This window comes from Zobellella denitrificans (assembly GCF_002237365.1).
Taxonomy (GTDB): Bacteria; Pseudomonadota; Gammaproteobacteria; order Enterobacterales; family Aeromonadaceae; genus Oceanimonas; species Oceanimonas denitrificans.
Genome location: NZ_NMUO01000036.1, coordinates 17,783 through 33,403 on the forward strand (window position 1 = coordinate 17,783; position 15,621 = coordinate 33,403).

The 15,621-nt window shown below is 63.9% G+C and carries 13 protein-coding genes; 1 reads left to right on the forward strand and 12 read right to left on the reverse strand.

The features are described from left to right. Positions 1-43: 43 nt before the first annotated feature. From hrpA to ectA, 12 genes are all read right to left on the reverse strand, one after another. Entirely contained in the window at positions 44-3,931 is a 3,888-nt protein-coding gene (gene hrpA, locus CGX12_RS09555; protein WP_254918251.1) for an ATP-dependent RNA helicase HrpA, read from the reverse strand. Between the two features lie 57 nt (positions 3,932-3,988). Further along, positions 3,989-4,948, reverse strand: a complete 960-nt coding sequence (locus CGX12_RS09560) for a helix-turn-helix transcriptional regulator (RefSeq protein WP_094039658.1) — start codon at positions 4,946-4,948, stop codon at positions 3,989-3,991. Positions 4,949-5,514: 566 nt separating this feature from the next. Next, positions 5,515-5,988 (reverse strand): outer membrane lipoprotein, encoded by a 474-nt coding sequence (locus CGX12_RS09565; protein ID WP_094039659.1) that lies wholly within the window; start codon positions 5,986-5,988, stop codon positions 5,515-5,517. A gap of 230 nt (positions 5,989-6,218) precedes the next feature. Beyond that, positions 6,219-6,626 (reverse strand): cytochrome b562, encoded by a 408-nt coding sequence (locus CGX12_RS09570; protein ID WP_157772203.1) that lies wholly within the window; start codon positions 6,624-6,626, stop codon positions 6,219-6,221. A 92-nt stretch (positions 6,627-6,718) separates the two neighbouring features. Further along, complete coding sequence (locus tag CGX12_RS09575) at positions 6,719-7,855, reverse strand: MFS transporter (RefSeq protein ID WP_094039661.1); 1,137 nt, start codon at positions 7,853-7,855, stop codon at positions 6,719-6,721. A 91-nt stretch (positions 7,856-7,946) separates the two neighbouring features. After that, entirely contained in the window at positions 7,947-8,675 is a 729-nt protein-coding gene (locus tag CGX12_RS09580) for an HI_1241 family integral membrane domain (protein ID WP_094039662.1), read from the reverse strand. Positions 8,676-8,708: 33 nt separating this feature from the next. Next, the gene (locus tag CGX12_RS09585) at positions 8,709-10,331 is read right to left on the reverse strand and encodes a DUF2813 domain-containing protein (RefSeq protein ID WP_094039663.1); all 1,623 of its coding nucleotides are present in this window, start codon (positions 10,329-10,331) and stop codon (positions 8,709-8,711) included. 30 nt (positions 10,332-10,361) lie between these two features. Then, positions 10,362-10,643, reverse strand: a complete 282-nt coding sequence (ppiC, locus tag CGX12_RS09590; protein ID WP_094039664.1) for a peptidylprolyl isomerase PpiC — start codon at positions 10,641-10,643, stop codon at positions 10,362-10,364. A 294-nt stretch (positions 10,644-10,937) separates the two neighbouring features. Beyond that, positions 10,938-12,374 carry an aspartate kinase gene (locus CGX12_RS09595; RefSeq protein ID WP_232513408.1) on the reverse strand — a complete coding sequence of 479 codons (1,437 nt, stop codon included), beginning with the start codon at positions 12,372-12,374 and terminating at the stop codon, positions 10,938-10,940. Positions 12,375-12,621: 247 nt separating this feature from the next. Beyond that, on the reverse strand, positions 12,622-13,029 hold the full coding sequence (locus CGX12_RS09600) for an ectoine synthase (protein ID WP_094039665.1): 408 nt from the start codon (positions 13,027-13,029) through the stop codon (positions 12,622-12,624). A gap of 144 nt (positions 13,030-13,173) precedes the next feature. Next, positions 13,174-14,445 (reverse strand): diaminobutyrate--2-oxoglutarate transaminase, encoded by a 1,272-nt coding sequence (gene ectB, locus CGX12_RS09605; protein WP_094039666.1) that lies wholly within the window; start codon positions 14,443-14,445, stop codon positions 13,174-13,176. 65 nt (positions 14,446-14,510) lie between these two features. Then, positions 14,511-15,023 (reverse strand): diaminobutyrate acetyltransferase, encoded by a 513-nt coding sequence (gene ectA, locus CGX12_RS09610; RefSeq protein WP_094039671.1) that lies wholly within the window; start codon positions 15,021-15,023, stop codon positions 14,511-14,513. Between the two features lie 310 nt (positions 15,024-15,333). On the opposite strand from ectA, the gene CGX12_RS09615 reads away from it, so the two are divergent. Further along, positions 15,334-15,543, forward strand: a complete 210-nt coding sequence (locus CGX12_RS09615; protein ID WP_094039672.1) for a cold-shock protein — start codon at positions 15,334-15,336, stop codon at positions 15,541-15,543. Positions 15,544-15,621: the final 78 nt, after the last annotated feature.

Below are 15,621 nucleotides of genomic sequence, written 5' to 3' on the forward strand. Positions count from 1 at the left end.
ATGCCCGCCCTCTTCAGGCTTCCAGCTTATGGCTTCCGGCTTGTTACAACCCTTCTATCTGTTGCAGTACCCGCTTGTCCGACACTGGGTAGGGGGTGCCCAGGGTCTGGGCGAAGTAGGACACCCGCAGCTCTTCTATCATCCAGCTTATTTCCTTCACCTCGGGGGCCAGGGGCTTGCCCCTGGGCTGCTTGTTCAGCAGCGCCTGGTAGGCGGTTTGCACCTGCTGGATCTTCAGCAGGTGGGCCCGGTCCCGGTGCGGATCTATGGCCAGCTTGTCCAGGCGCCGGCTCAGGGCCTCCAGGTAGCGGCTCAGATCTTTCAGCCGCTCGGCGCCGGTGTCGGTGACGAAGCCGCGGAAGATCAGGCCGTCGAGCTGGGCCTGGATGTCCGACATCGCCATGGCCATGGCGAGATCGATCTTGCCCTTCAGCCGCTTCTTGATGGCCTGGGCCCGGCTCAGCACCTCTTCCACCTGCAGGGCGATGGCCGCCACCGTGGGGTTGAGCTCGCCGGCCACCTTGTCCTTGAGCGCGGCGAACTCCTCTGGCGTCCAGGCCGGCGCCCCGTACTGGCGCATCAATGCATGGATGCCAGCGCGGATGCAGTCGTCCACCAGATCCAGCACCTTGCCGTAGGGGTTGAAATACAGGCCGAGCTTGGCCTTGTTGGGCAGCTTGTCCTGCAGGTACTTGATGGGCGACGGCAGTTGCAATTGCAGCAGCTTGCACTGGCCGTCCCACATGGTGCGGGCCTGGCTGGGCTCGTCCTCGCACAGCTGCAGCGCCACGCTGTCGCCCTGATCACTCAGCGCCGGATAGGCCTTCACCTCAAAGCCGGCGCGTTTGGCGGCAAAGGTCTGCGGAATGGCCCGGGCCGGGAAGGCGGTCAGTCCCTCCTGCTCGAAGCGGTCGTCGTCCACCGCCTGGGTCAGGGCGGTCTGCACCTGGCCCTGCAGGGCCAGTTTTATCCGCTCCAGATCCCGGCCGGCGGCCAATTCCTTGCCGTCCGCGTCCAGTACCGCAAAGCGCATGATAAGGTGGGGCGGCAGCGCGCTCCAGTCCCAGTCCTCGCGCGGCACCGTCACCCCGGTCATGCGGCGCAGGTGTTTTTCCATCTGGTCGAGCAGCCGGCCCTCGAAGGGAGTCATGGCCGCCAGCAATGCCTCGGCGAAGTTGGGCGCCGGCACAAAGTGCTTGCGCATCGGCTTGGGCAGGGACTTGATCAGCGCGATCAGCAGCTCCCGGCGCAGGCCCGGCACCTGCCACTCGAAGGGCTCGGCCGCCACCTGGTTGAGCAGCGGCAGCGGAATGCGCACCGTCACCCCGTCTTCGTCCTTGCCCGGCTCGAACTGGTACTCCAGGGCCAGGTTCAGGCCGTCGTGCTGCCAGGCGTCCGGGTAATCGCGGGTGGTGACCGCCCCTGCCCGCTCGTTCAGCAGCATCTCTTCGGTAAAGTGCAGCAGCTCGGGGTTGTCCTTGCGCGCCTGCTGCCACCACTTGTCGAAGTGGCGGATGGAGACGATGTCCGCCGGCAGCCGCTCGTCGTAAAAACGGAACAGAGTCTCGTCGTCGATCACCAGATCCCGGCGGCGGGACTTGTGCTCCAGGGTCTCGGCCTGCTCCAGCAGGGCCCGGTTGTGGTGGAAGAACTCATGGCGGGTGGCCAGTTCCCCCTCCACCAGCGCCTGGCGGATAAAGAGCTCGCGGCACAGTTTGGGATCTACATGGGAATAGTTCACCCGCCGGCGCACCACCACCGGTAGGCCGAACAGGCTCTGGCTCACATAGCCCATCACCGCGCCCTGTTTCTTGGACCAGTAGGGCTCGCTGTAGCTGGACTTGAGCAAATGCGCCCCCGCCTCCTCCAGCCACTGCTGGTCGATGCGGGCAGCGATGCGGCCGTAGAGGCGCTGGGTTTCGGTCAGTTCGGCCACCATCAGCCAGCGCGGCGGCTTCTTGGCCAGGGCCGAGCCGGGCACCAGCACAAAGCGGGCGTTGCGCGCGCCCAGGATCTCCTTCTTGTCGCCGTCGCGCATGCCCACCTGGCTCAGCATGCCGGTGAGCAGCGCCCGGTGCAGGCTGTTGTAGTCGGCGGGCTCGCTGTTCAGCGCAAAGCCCAGCTCGCGCACCACCAGCCGCAGCTGGCTGTAGATGTCCTGCCACTCGCGCACCCGCAGGTAGTTCAAGAATTCCTTGATGCACTGTTTGCGGAACTGGTTGCCGCTCAGCAGTTTCTGCTGCTCCTTGAGGTAGTTCCACAGGTTCAGGTAGGCGACAAAGTCGGAATCGCCGTCGGCGAAGCGGCGGTGCATTTCGGCGGCGGCCTGCTGCTTGTCGAGCGGGCGCTCGCGCGGGTCCTGGATGCTGAGCGCGGCGGTGATCACCATCACCTCGGTCACGCAGCCGTGCTCCCGCGCCGCCAGCACCATGCGGCCCAGGCGCGGGTCCACCGGCAGCCGGGCCAGATCCTGGCCCAGTGGGGTGAGCTTGAGGTCGCCCTGCTCGCCGGTGACCGCGCCCAGCTCTTCCAGCAGCCGGATGCCGTCGGAGATGTTCTTCTTGTCCGGCGCCTCCACAAAGGGGAAGGCGGAAATGTCGCCCAGCCCCAGGGAGAGCATCTGCAAAATAACCGAGGCCAGGTTGGTGCGCAGGATCTCCGGGTCGGTAAACTCGGGCCGGTTTAAAAAGTCGTCCTCGCCGTAGAGGCGGATGCAGATGCCCGCCTCCACCCGGCCGCAGCGGCCCATGCGCTGGTTGGCGCTGGCCTGGGACACGGGCTCGATGGGCAGGCGCTGCACCTTGGTGCGGTGGGAATAGCGGCTGATGCGCGCCGTGCCCGGATCGATCACGTAGCGGATGCCGGGCACGGTGAGTGAGGTTTCCGCCACGTTGGTGGCCAGTACGATGCGCCGGCCCGTGTGGGACTCGAAAATGCGGTTCTGCTCGGCATTGGACAGGCGCGAGTAGAGCGGCACTATTTCGGTGTGGCGCAGCTCAAGCTTGTTCAGGGCGTCGGCGGTGTCGCGGATCTCCCGCTCGCCGTTCATAAAGATGAGGATGTCGCCCGGGCCTTCGCGGGTCAGCTCGGTCACCGCATCGAAAATGCCCTGCAGCTGGTCGCGCTCGCTGTCGTCCTCCACCAGCGGGCGGTAGCGCAGCTCCACCGGGTAGGTGCGGCCGGACACCGAAATGATGGGCGCGCCCTCGAAGTGGTTGGAAAAGCGCTCCGGATCGATGGTGGCCGAGGTGATGATCAGCTTGAGATCGGGTCTTTTGGGCAGCAGCTGCTTCAGGTAACCCAGGATAAAGTCGATGTTGAGGCTGCGCTCGTGGGCCTCGTCGATGATGATGGTGTCGTACTGGCGCAGCATCCGGTCCTGCTGGATCTCGGCCAGCAGGATGCCGTCGGTCATCAGCTTGACCTGGGTTTCGCTGCTCACCTGGTCGTTGAAGCGCACCTTGTAGCCGACCCGCTCGCCCAGCTCGCAGCCCAGCTCCTGCGCCAGGCGGCTCGCCACGCTGCGGGCCGCCAGCCGCCGGGGCTGGGTGTGGCCTATGGTGCCCTCGATGCCAAGGCCGAGCTCCAGGCACATCTTGGGGATCTGGGTGGTCTTGCCCGAGCCGGTTTCGCCGGCGATGATCACCACCTGGTGGTCGCGAATGGCGGCCTTGATGGTGTCGCGCTTGTCGCTTACCGGCAGTTGCGGCGGATACTGGATGGGGCTTTGCAGCAACTGTTGCCTGCGGGCCCGCTCGGCCATGGAGGTAGCCATCTCCAGGGCGATGCCCTCCAGTATTTTCTGTCGTTTGGCCTCGGGCAGCTTTTCCAGCCCCTGCAGGCGGCGGCGCAAGCGCCCCCGCTGTGCGCCCCGGCACTCTTTCAGCCTTGCCTGCAACTGTTCAACCGACTGCGCCAAACCCAACCCCATTCGCTCATGTTAAAACTGGCGCGCAGTCTAGCAGAAAGCGGGGCGGGAATGGAGCCGTCAGCTCATGGCCTGCAGCAACAGCAGCAGTTCTCCCCGGCTGCGGCAGCCGGTTTTGCGGTAGATGGACTGCTGCACCGTTTTGGCGGTTTCCGGGCTGACGTGCCGTCTTTGGGCGATGCGCTTGTTGGCGCAGCACCCCGAGGCCAGCAGCAGCAACTGGGCCTTTTCGGTACGGGTCAGGGAAAACAGGCAGGCCAGGCACTCGATGTCCAGCCGGGCCGGCAGGCCGGGATCCTTGATCATCACCAGCCAGTAGCGGCAGTCCGGCAAATGCACCAGGTGGACCACCTGAAAGGTATCGGGCACCCGGATCACCTGCTGCCCCTCGCCCCGCCCGGCCAGCATGCGGCCGAAGTGGATAAAGGCCGTGCCCTGCCCCCGCAGCAGCAACTGGCCGGCGTCATCCTGGCGGATGCTGGTGCCCAGGCGCAACAAGGCCAGGGCGCTCTGGTTGGCGAACAGCAGGGTGCCGTCGTCGGCCACCATCAGTTGCGGCCGATCCGACAGGTTGGCCCATTGCTCCAGGCAGCGGCTGTGTGCCCGCCACTGGCTCAGTTGCCAGAAGTGCAGCTGCCATTGGCTCAACTGCAGGGCCAGCCAGCGCAGCCGGGCGGTCAGTTCCCCAACGCCTCCTTTCAGGGTGACCGCCAGGGCGCCGCAGCACTGGTCCCCGGGCACCCGGAGGGAGCAGAACCAGTGCCGGGCCGTGAGCCGGGTATGGCACTGGTACAGCAGCGGCTGCAGCTCGCTCAGCGGCCGGTAGCAGGCACCGCCGTCAAAGCAGCGGTAGCGCTGGGGCTGCCGCCAGCTCACGTCCGGAGGGACCAGCACCAGGGTGATGCCATCCAGCTCCAGCACCCGGCACAGTTCGTCGAAAATGGCATCGTAGGCGTCGTTGCCGGTATGGCAGTGGTAGAGCCGCGTGAATAGCGGCCACAGCATATCCATATGCTTCATTTCGTGCTCTCCCGCTCGTTGTTGGTATTTTTATCATCACCAAGCCTAGTCGCGGGAGCAAAAGATGACCAGCCGAGCGGCTCAAGTTTGGGATTTCGCCCTGTCATCCGGGTATTGGCCACCTCAAAACCCTGTCGTCACACCAACCAACAAAAACACACTAACATCATGATTAAAAAGAAATATATATAAAAAACACCTTATTTTGAGGAAGCGAAAACGCCCCTAACCGGCTGATGCAAACCGCAATAAACAGACAAAAACAGACGCTAGACACCCATCACTACGAAATGCCGTAAAAAATTGCAAAATACCGATTGAAAAGGCACCAGCATGGCCGTATATTGTGTCTACAGCCCACTGTTGAGGAAGGTAAAAAATGAAAGAGTTAGTCATAACCGTCATTTTTACAGTCTGTGCGGCCTTAATCGCCGTTTCTGCACCTTCCTTGGCACAATTTTAACTGAGCCCGGGAAGACAGGACTGTAAATCACTAAGAAATAACAATATTTCCTGTTAATAAAAAAGGCGCCCCTGGGGCGCCTTTTTGTTTTTTGTGCCTTTTCCTACAGCGGGGCCACGCTCATGTTGCTGCCGGAGCCGATCATCCGCACCCGCTGGCCCGGTTGCCAGGTACGATCGGCCTTTTGCACCACCACCAGGTGCTCGCCGCTGTCGGTACGGATCTCCAGCTCTACCGCATTGACCTGGTTGATTTTGTCCTCGGCCCGCGAGCCGACCATGGCGCCGGCAATGGCGCCCGCCGCCGTGGCCAGGGAGCGACCGGAGCCGCCACCCACCTGGCTGCCCAGCATGCCGCCCACCACACCGCCGCCGACGGTGCCGATCAGGTTGGGGTTTTCTTCACCGGCCTGGATGGTGACCGGACGGGTCGACACTATGGTGCCGTAGGTGACGGTCTGGGCCTGCTTGGCCGTTCTGCCGCTGTATACGTCGCCGGAATACACATCGGGGTTGGCACAGCCCGCCAGGCTGAGTACCCCGGCCACCGTGATAATGGATAGTGTTTTCAGTTTCATCGGTTTCCCCCTGCTGAATGGTAAGGATGCTTATTATTGTTTTGGGTTGCTGACAGTATAGACCAGCGCTATCCGCGGCTGGTTTCATTCGCCAACGGTGCCGGCACCCGCCGGCAGTGTAGCCCTTTATGATAAATAAGGAAAAAGCGCGCCCGCAAAGGCGTCAGAAAGTGGCGGAGGCGCCCCGCCTTCGCCACTAAGCACGGCCCCCTGGCGGGCGGCGGACAACATCAGCCGAACAGGATGCGCCACCAGCTGACCCGGCGCTCCCTGTGGTATTGCTTGCGCAAGTCGTCTATCCGCGCCAGGTGCTGCCGGGCCAGGGCCTGGTCGTCGGCCCGGACGGCGGCTTGCGCCTCGTCGATGGCGGCCCGCACCTCGTCCAGCCCCTGGCGGAACAGCTCGGCCTTGTCTTCCGGAAAGCTCGCCTGCCTGGCGGCGTCGGTCAGCACGGCCAGCTCGTCCAGGTGGCGCAGCAGGCTGTCGCTGTCTTCGGCGCGGTGGGCCTGTTTGTAGGCCAGCCCCATGTTTTTCATGGTGGTTTCCAGGTTGACGGACTGACCGGCCTGGGCGGTCGGCAGGGCGAGGAACAGCAAGAGGGTCAAAAACCGCAGGGACGGGGTGGATATATAACGCATCGGCATACCTGTGTTGCTTGAATCGAGGGGCAACTATAGCCGATCCGCCAGGCGGGTTGAACGAAAAGGGGCCACTGCTGGCCCCTCCTTGCTCAGGCGGTGTCGCCCAGGGGCTTGTCCAGCACCAGGCGCACCAACAGCAGCCACAGGGCCCAGCCCGCCACCAGCAGGATAATAAAGAGGAAGAGGCCGGACTGGAATTTCTCCAGCATCATGCCCGCCATCATGGGCCCGGTGAGTGAGCCTATGCTGTAGGCGAACATCAGCTTTTGGGTCATCTTCACCAGGGCCCGGCCGTGCATCTTGCCGCAGGCGTAGGACATGGTGGTGGGATAGAGGGTGAACACCCCCGCGCCCAGCAGCGCAAAGGCCAGGATCAGCATGCCGTCGCCGCCGGATTCCCACAGCAGCAGGCAGGCCGCCCCTATCATCAGGGTCTGCACCGCCATCATGGTGCGCTTGCCCAGGCGGTCGGCCAGGCTGCCGTTGGGCAGCTGGAAGGCCATGCCGCAGAGGATGAGCCAGGCCATGTAGAGGCCGATTTCATCGCCCCGGGCCAGTTGCTGCAACTGGATGGGCATCAGTGCATAGAGGGCGCCGAGCAGCATGCCGGCCACCAGGCAGCCGGCCAGGCCCAGGGCCCGGTCGGCCCGGGGCGGCTTGCCGCTGTTGGCGTTGGCTCCGGCCTCGGCACTCAGATCGGGCTTTTTGGCCCACAGCAGCGGCAGCATCGCCAGGGCGCACAGGCCGGTGGCCAGCCAGAAGGCGGCATTATGCCCGGCCGGGATCCAGTCGATAAACAGCTGGCTGATGCCGTAGCTGAAGTAATAGACAAGCATATAGCGGGCCATGGCGCTGGAGCGGCGATGCAGTGGCGCCACCCCCAGCACCCAGCTTTCCACCGCCACAAAGCTCACCGCCGCCGCCATGCCCGCCACCATGCGCAGCGCCAGCCACAGGGGCAGCAGGCTGGTCCAGGTGAGGGCCACCGCCGCCAGGGCCAGGGTCACGCAGCACAGCACCAGGGCGCGCACGTGGCCCAGGCGCTGGATCAACCGGTCGGCGAAGAAGCTGGCGCCCAGCATGCCCAGGTAGAAGGCGGAGCCCACCAGGCCGATCTGCGCCGCCGGCGCCCCCAGGCCATTCAGGTACACGGCGACCAGGGTCACCAGAAAGGCGTTGCCCAGGGTCAGCAGGATCAAGTGGGTGTACAGGGGAATTAAGTGCATGGCGCCTCCGGATTTCGAGGCGCGCATTCTAGGTGGGGCTAAATGGCAAGTACAACGAGAAAAACTTGTGACTTAGCGCAAATTTTTATGTTTAACCAATGTTACCGGCAGTATGCCAGATAATGCCCTGGCCAAGGGTCAGCGCCCCTATCATTAACAGGGCGGCAACCGCGATCACCGGCGGTTTTGTCTGCTCCTTGCGCAGCAGCGGGGCGAACCATACCAGGGCCCCGATCAGCACGGCCGCGCTGACCTGCACGAAGGGCATGACCAGCCCCTGCAACTGCGCCTCGCCGAGCCCCAGGGAGCGCACCAGCAGGGCCAGCAGCCAGCAGACGCCGAACAGGGAGCCGGCCAGGGGCAGCAGGGTATTGAAGGCCTGCAACCGGTGTTTGGCGCGCACCATGATGAGATGGGCGAACACACAACCGCCGCAGCCCGCCGCCAGCAGCGCCCAGCCCGGTCCCATCAGCCAGCCCAGCCAGAGACCGTAGAGCACCGCCAGGCCCAGGGCGGGATAGTGCCAGCTCAAGCCCAGGCTGCGCTTGCCCTGGAGCCGGGCCTGATACAGCACGCTGCCCAGCCCCGCCGCCAGGGCCAGGCCGCCCAGCCACAGCAGGGGCCGGGGCGCGCCGGCCTCCACCCCCAGCATCAGCGCCAGGCCGAACACCGCCCAGGCCGACATCAGGCCGTCGCTGATCCGCCGCCGCTGACCCGGACACAGGTCTCCGTTGCGCAATACCCAGATCAGCAGGCCCAGGGCCGCGACGGCGGTGAGTGCCAGGGGCGCATACAACCGCGCCGGCAGCAGTTCTGTCATCAGTGTCTCTCCCTCTGTTAAAACCGGGCCATTCTACCCTTGTCGGCGGGCGATCGCGACTATGCGGGCGAACATGCGCCGCAGCTCCACCGGCACCAGCTGCGGGCCCTGCAATTCAATGGCCTCCACCACCGCCAGCGCCATGCCCGGCTTGCTGCGCCGGCTCAGGGCCCGCTCTATGATGCGCGAGGCCGGGGTGTGCTTGTCGTGGATTTGCGCCTCTTGCCGGAACACCGGCTCCAGGCCGTTGTAGAACAGGTAATGCTCGATGTCGGAGCGGGGCAGCACCGTCAGGTGATCCGTCTCCCGCTCGCCGCGCAGCATGCTGCGCACGCCCTGGGCGTATTTCTGGCCGGCTTCGTCGCCGTCGGTCAGCAGGTGCCAGCCGATGCCGAAATCCCGCGCCACCTTGATCAGCGGGCTGTGGCCGCACTGGGCGAACTCGATGATACGGATGCCCTCGGCGGGCAGCACATAGCCGCAGATCCGCGCCAGCTCCGCCAGCAGCCAGATCTCGGTTTCTCCTTCCACCAGCAGCCAGTAGCGGGCGAACAGCGACATGGGCCTGTTGATGCGCACGTGGAAGGCGATGCGGCGCATGTCCTCCCCGCTGTATTTCTCGTTGCCGATATGGAAGCTCAGGGTTTCGTGCTCGACCCGCACCAGCCGGCGCAGGTGGTTGAGCGGAAAGGCAGAGAGCAGATCGCCGGAATTGGTGGTCACCAGCTTCTGGCCGGGAAAGCGCTCGAGGATGCCCCAGGTCACCGCCAGGGTGGTGGGGTGCAGCCGGCTCTCGGGATCTTCTATCAGCAGCAGCGGCCGGGCGCCCGTCTCTATGGGACGGCCACCCCGGGCCTGCAGGACGGTGCGGGCCACGGCCGAGAGCGCCAGCGACAGGCCGCTCTCCTCCCCCGTGGGCTGCCAGTCGTTGAGCTTGCCCAACTGGCTGAGGGTCACCGGGTGCACGGCGATGTCCTTGGCCCGGCGGGGCGCCCGGCTGGTGGCCCCCTGGGGGGTGAAATAGTGCTCGAACAGCTGGCGCACCGCGTCCAGGCCGGCCTTGATGTCCCGCTGGCTCAGCTCGTCTTCTTCCGCCAGTTGCTCGCTCAGGCGGGTCAGCAGCTGTTCGTAGTCGCCGTTCAGGCTGACGATGGGCAGGTTTTCCGGCGCGCCGCGGGAGTCGCGCAGGCGGAACACCGGGTTCATCTCGATCAGCTGATGGACCAGTTGGGCGGCGTTGTCCAGCACGATGGGGTTGCCGGCGGCATCGACGAAGTCGTGCTCGCTCACCACGCCCTGGCCGGTGCGCCAGGCCCGGGCGCGATAGTGCACCCGGTGGTAGTTGTCCTTGTGCCTGACCCACACCGACTCCAGCCGGGCCAGCCGGGCGGAGTGCTCGCTGATGCCGGGCCGGTGCTCGCGGTAGCTGAGCACTATCTGCAACTCGTCGGCGGTGGTGTTTTGCTCGGTGCGGTAGAAGTCATCTTCCACGAACTGGTAGCAGCAGGCCCCCTGCCCCAGCAGCCGCCACAGGGCCCGGAACAGGCTGGTCTTGCCCCAGGCGTTCTCCCCCATCAGGGCCGTGCTCTGATCCAGGTGCAGCGACAGCTGGTTGATGCCCATGAAGTTGCGGATCTGGATGTGTTCAAGGTACATGTGCGATGTCCGTTGGGGAAAGGCGGGCGGTCAGTTGCGGTAGAGCACCTTGATCAGATGATAGCCGAAGCGGGTCTTGACCGGCCCCTGTACCTTGAGTTCGGGGCCGGTAAACACCGCCTTGTCGAAGGGGCCGACCATGTCGCCCTTGCTGAATTCGCCCAGATCGCCGCCGCGCTTGCCGGACGGGCAGATGGAATGCTGCTTGGCCAGCTTGCCGAAGTCGGCACCCTTGTCCAGTTGTTGCTTGAGCGCCAGGCACTCGGCCTCGGTTTTGACCAGGATATGCAGGGCGCAGGCTCGCTTTGCCATTTAAGAAGTCCGGATAAATAAGGAAACAAGGGGCAAGTGTGCCAAAAACCGGCGGTACAGGGAAGGCGGATGAGGGGTGAGGGGGGAGGCGTGGTAGACGCCGCTTTAGCCGGCGAAATGTGCAGTCCACCCGCATAAAAGCTGCACCTCTGGGCAAAGGCAATGATTCCTGCCCTACAGCGTCATTTTTAGGTCGAAGGTTCCCGCTGCGCGGGAAGGCAGGCGGGCCGCCTGCGCTCCAGAGTTCGGCGTCCCCCCACGCCTCACCCCTCACGCCTCACCCCTAACGCAGGATCAGGCCACCGCCAGGGCCACGGTGTCGGCGTGGGTATGCACCAGTTCGTCGTGCAGGGACACCACCGCCTGCTCGTAGTGCTCGTCGTCCACGATAAACTGCATTTCCACCGCCCGCAGCGACTGGTGCACGGCCCGTACCGGCACCCGGGCCTGGTTGAGCGCGCCCACCGAGCGGGCCAGCAGGCCGGGGATGTTCATGTCGCTGCCCACCGCCGACACCAGCGACACCTTGTGGGTGTTGACCTCGGCGTTGGCGAAGCGGCGCTGCAGCGCCCCCACCAGGCGTTGCACCTGCTTGCGGTTGCCGGCCAGGTAATAGGTCAGGGTGTTGGCGTTCATGTCCTTGGCCACCAGGTTGAGCTGCATCTTGTCCAGCTCGTCGGTAAAGCCCTCGGCGTAGTGGGACACCCGGCCCACCATGTCCTGATCGAACAGCTCCACCGCAAACAGGTTGCGCCGGCCCGCCACCATCTCCACGCAGGGCGAGGGACTGCGGTAGTCGGTGGTGATCAGGGTCCCTTCGTGATCCGGCTCGAAGGTGTTGCGCACCCGCAGCGGTATGCCCTGCTGACGCAGGCCCTTGGCGGCCTGGGGGTGGATCGCCTCCATCCCCAGGTTGGAGAGCTGGTCGGTCACGTCGTAATTGGTGCGGCCGATGGGAATGACGTTGTCCTCCCCCGCCAGGCGCGGATCGGCGCTGCTCAGGTGGTATTCCTTGTGGATGATGGCCTCGCGCGCCCCGCTCAGCACCGCCAGCCGGCTGAAGGTCATTTCGCTGTAGCCCCGGTCGAAGCTGCTCATCAGTCCCTCCCGGCAATGGGCATAGCCGGTCACCACCGGCAACTGGCTGGACAAGTCCACCCGCGCCAGGGCCCGGGTCAGGGCGTCGTCCAGGGTCAGGGCCTCGTCGTCGCGCCAGCCGGTCAGATCCATCAGCACGGCGTTGACCCCGCTCTGGCGCAGGTAGAGCACCATGTTGTGGGCACTGTGGGCCTCGCCCATGGCGGCCAGCAGCTCGCGGATGGTCTGCAGCTGTTCGTCCAGCTGGAACTGGCCGAAGGCACAGACCTGGCGCAGGTGGTGCAGGCAGTCGCGGATGCCGCTGATGCGCTCCTGCAGGAAGGAATCCGCCAGCAGCCGCTCGGGGGTGGTGCCGAACATCTCTTCATTGATCTGGGCCATGCGCTGGCTGACGTTGTCGAGCGCCTGCTCCCAGGCACCGTCGTCCTCGGCGTCCGCATAGGTGGCGTACACCCCCGGCGCGCCGGTGCGCTTGCATTCCAGCAGGCCGTCGGTGATGCCGCCGAAGGCCGACACCACCAGCATGCGCCGGTAATAGTCGCCCGCCTTGCGGTTGTGCAGCACTATGTTGTCCCGTACCGCCCGGTACTGGCTCATGGAGGTTCCGCCGATTTTTTCTACTGTATGTGACACTCTGTGGTTCTCCCGTTCCCTGATGTGAATGTTGGATATTTTTGAGCGCACATTTTCAATGGGCCTGGATTTTACAACCCTGCCCAGTGAAAAGGTGCGAAATATAGCGCATTTGCAAAGCACCGCCGGGGTTGCACTCCGCCGACACGCTTCAAGCCCATCCATGGGACGCTCGGCAAATGTCATCCCTGACATTTGACGGTCGGCTACGGCAATCCCCGCCGTTGCTTTGCGCAGCTAATTTAACTCAGCCTTCCGCCTCTTCCGTTTCCAGCGGATAGACGCCGTCGGCATCGTGCACTTCCTTGCCGGTGAGCGGCGGGTTGAACACGCAGGCCAGTTTCATGTCCTCGCTGCCGCCGCGCAGCAGGTGCTCGTCGTGCTGGTCCAGGATGTAAAGGGTGCCGGGTGTGATGGGATAGACCTTGCCGTCGGCCAGGGTCTGGATTTCGCCGTTACCGCTCATGCAGTACACCGACTCCAGGTGGTTCTGGTAGTGGATATGGGTCTCGGTATTGGCATAGATGGTGGTGATATGGAACGAAAAACCCATGTTGTCGCTTTTCAGCAGCATACGGGTGCTTTCCCAGGTGCCGGTTTCGGACTTGACCCGACGTTCGGTTTGTTCACATTCGGCGAGAGTACGTACGATCATGGTATTTCCTTCAATTTTCAATTCTGTTGCTCTTCCCGCCCGTGGCGGCAAGGTAAAGCTCACCCGGCACCCTGTGCGCGGGCGCGTGCAATGCATAACATAAAGGGGTGGAGCCCCCGGCGACGGCCGCCGCCGGGGCTGCGCTCAGGAGGCCTTGCTCAGCCGCTCGCCGGCGGTTTCGTCGACAGCCGCTTCCAGCCAGTCCAGGCCCTGGTTCAGCTCGGCCTCGCTGATGACGAGCGGGCACAGGCACTTGACCACTTCGTCGTCGGGGCCGGCGGTTTCGATGATAAGGCCGCGCTCGAAGGCCTTGCTGGTGATCACATCGGCGATGTCGCCGCTCACGCAGGCGATGCCCTGCATCATGCCCCGGCCCTTGACCTTGTCGAACAGCTGCGGGTGCTTGTCGACCATGGCCTGCAGGCGACGGCTGAGCAATTCGCCCTTGGCGCGCACCCCGGCGGCGAACTGGTCGTCCCGCCAGAAGGTTTCCAGCGCCTTGCGGGCGGTGATGAAGGCATGGTTGTTGCCGCGGAAGGTGCCGTTGTGCTCGCCGGGCTCCCACTGATCCAGGTCGGGGCGCATCAGCACCAGGGCAAAGGGCAGGCCCATGCCGCTCAGGGACTTGGACAGGGTGATGATGTCCGGCTTGATGCCCGCCGGCTCGAAGCTGAAGAAGGTGCCGGTACGGCCGCAGCCGGCCTGGATGTCGTCGGCGATCAGCAGGATCTCGTGCCGGCGGCAGATGGCTTCGAGTCGCTTGAGCCAGGTCACCGAGGCGGCATTGAGCCCGCCCTCGCCCTGCACCACCTCGAACAGCACGGCGGCGGGCTTGTCCAGGCCGCTGGAGTTGTCGTTGAGCATGGTTTCGAACAGCAGCAGGCTGTCGTCACCGGCGCCCGGGTAGCCGTCGTAGGGCAGACGGGTGATGTTGGCCAGCACGGTGCCGGCGCCGCCGCGATGGTGCTGGTTGCCGGTGGCGGCCAGGGCGCCCAGGCTGACGCCGTGGAAACCGTTGGTAAAGGCCACGATGTTTTCCCGGCCGGTGACCTTGCGCGCCAGCTTCATCGCCGCTTCCACCGCGTTGGTGCCGGTAGGGCCGGTAAACTGGGCCACGTGATCCAGGCCGCGGGGCTTGAGGACGATGTCCTGCAGCGCGGTCAGGAAGGCCGCCTTGGCCGAGGTGTGCATATCCAGGCCGTGGGCGATGCCGTCGGCCTGGATATACTCAATCAGGGCCTCTTTCAGCACCGGATGGTTGTGCCCGTAGTTGAGGGTGCCGGCGCCGGCGAGGAAGTCCAGGTAGCGCTTGCCCTTGGTGTCGTGCAGCCATACCCCGCGGGCCTGGTTGAACACCACCGGAAAAGAGCGGGCGTAAGTTTGTACACTGGATTCCATTACATCAAAAATACTCATCTCGACTCCTTAAAGTCTTGAGTTCAAATCTAAACATCGAAAATAACGCGAACGGGCCCCGGGGCTCAGGCGAGGGGGATGCGATAGAGGATCTCGCTCTTGCTGGCGCCGTCGAAGTGCCGTTCCCGATCGAACAGCACATGGCGCACGCCCTGTCCCTTGCCCTGGTCACGGGCCAGGCTGTCGAACAGCGCCCAGGAGGCGGTGTTGTCGGCGGTGATGGTGGTCTCGACATGGGTGACGCCCTCGCAGGCCGGCGAGCCCAGTATGGTGTCGAGCAGGGTGCGGGCCAGGCCTTCGCCGCGGGCGCGTTTATCTATGGCTACCTGCCAAACAAAGAGGGTGCTTGGATCGGTCGGTTTACGGTAGGCAGAGATAAACCCCAGCAGGGAGCCGTCTTCCTCGTCTTCGGCCAGCATGCAGGTCTCGGCAAAATGCAGGCACTGCAGCAGGTTGCAGTAGGTGGAGTTGGTGTCGAGCGGCTTGCAACGGGCGATCAGGCGGTTCACCTCGTGGCCGTCGGTCGACCTGGGATGACGCAGCAGCAACTGCAGTTCTAGTGTGGTATCCGTGTCCATATCCATAATTTATAGGTCTAATCAGTTTTAGTTAGTGGGCAAAGTAAAAATGCATTACTAAACTAGCAAATCACTGATTAATTGCAACCTTATCTCTGTTAAATTAATTTGAACAGCATTCATTTTAACATTGATCAACGATCCAAACAGGGAGCATATGACCCCCATAAAATCCCCAGCACCCCCTTTCCGGACGGTGGATCGGCAGAAAATTCGCGACCGGAGGAACCCGCTTCGACGGCACCTGCTACTATCAATGCAGTGGCGGTGCTTTTATCGCCACCCTGTCAGGCTAGAGCGGAAATACACTATGAGTACGAAAGAAACAGGGACCGTAAAATGGTTCAACGAGGAAAAAGGGTTTGGATTCATCTCCCGGGCCTCCGGCGCGGATCTGTTCGTTCACTTTTCCTCCATACGGGGTGATGGTTTCAAGACCCTCAAGGAAGGCCAGCCGGTCAGCTTTGTGGTCACCCAGGGCAAGAAAGGGCCACAGGCGGACGAAGTGGAACTGCTCTGATCCCCAATCCGGCGGCACGGCAGTGCCGCCGCTGCCTGTCGGCCCCCGGGCTCCTCGCCCCGTCTGCTTCCCCTTCCC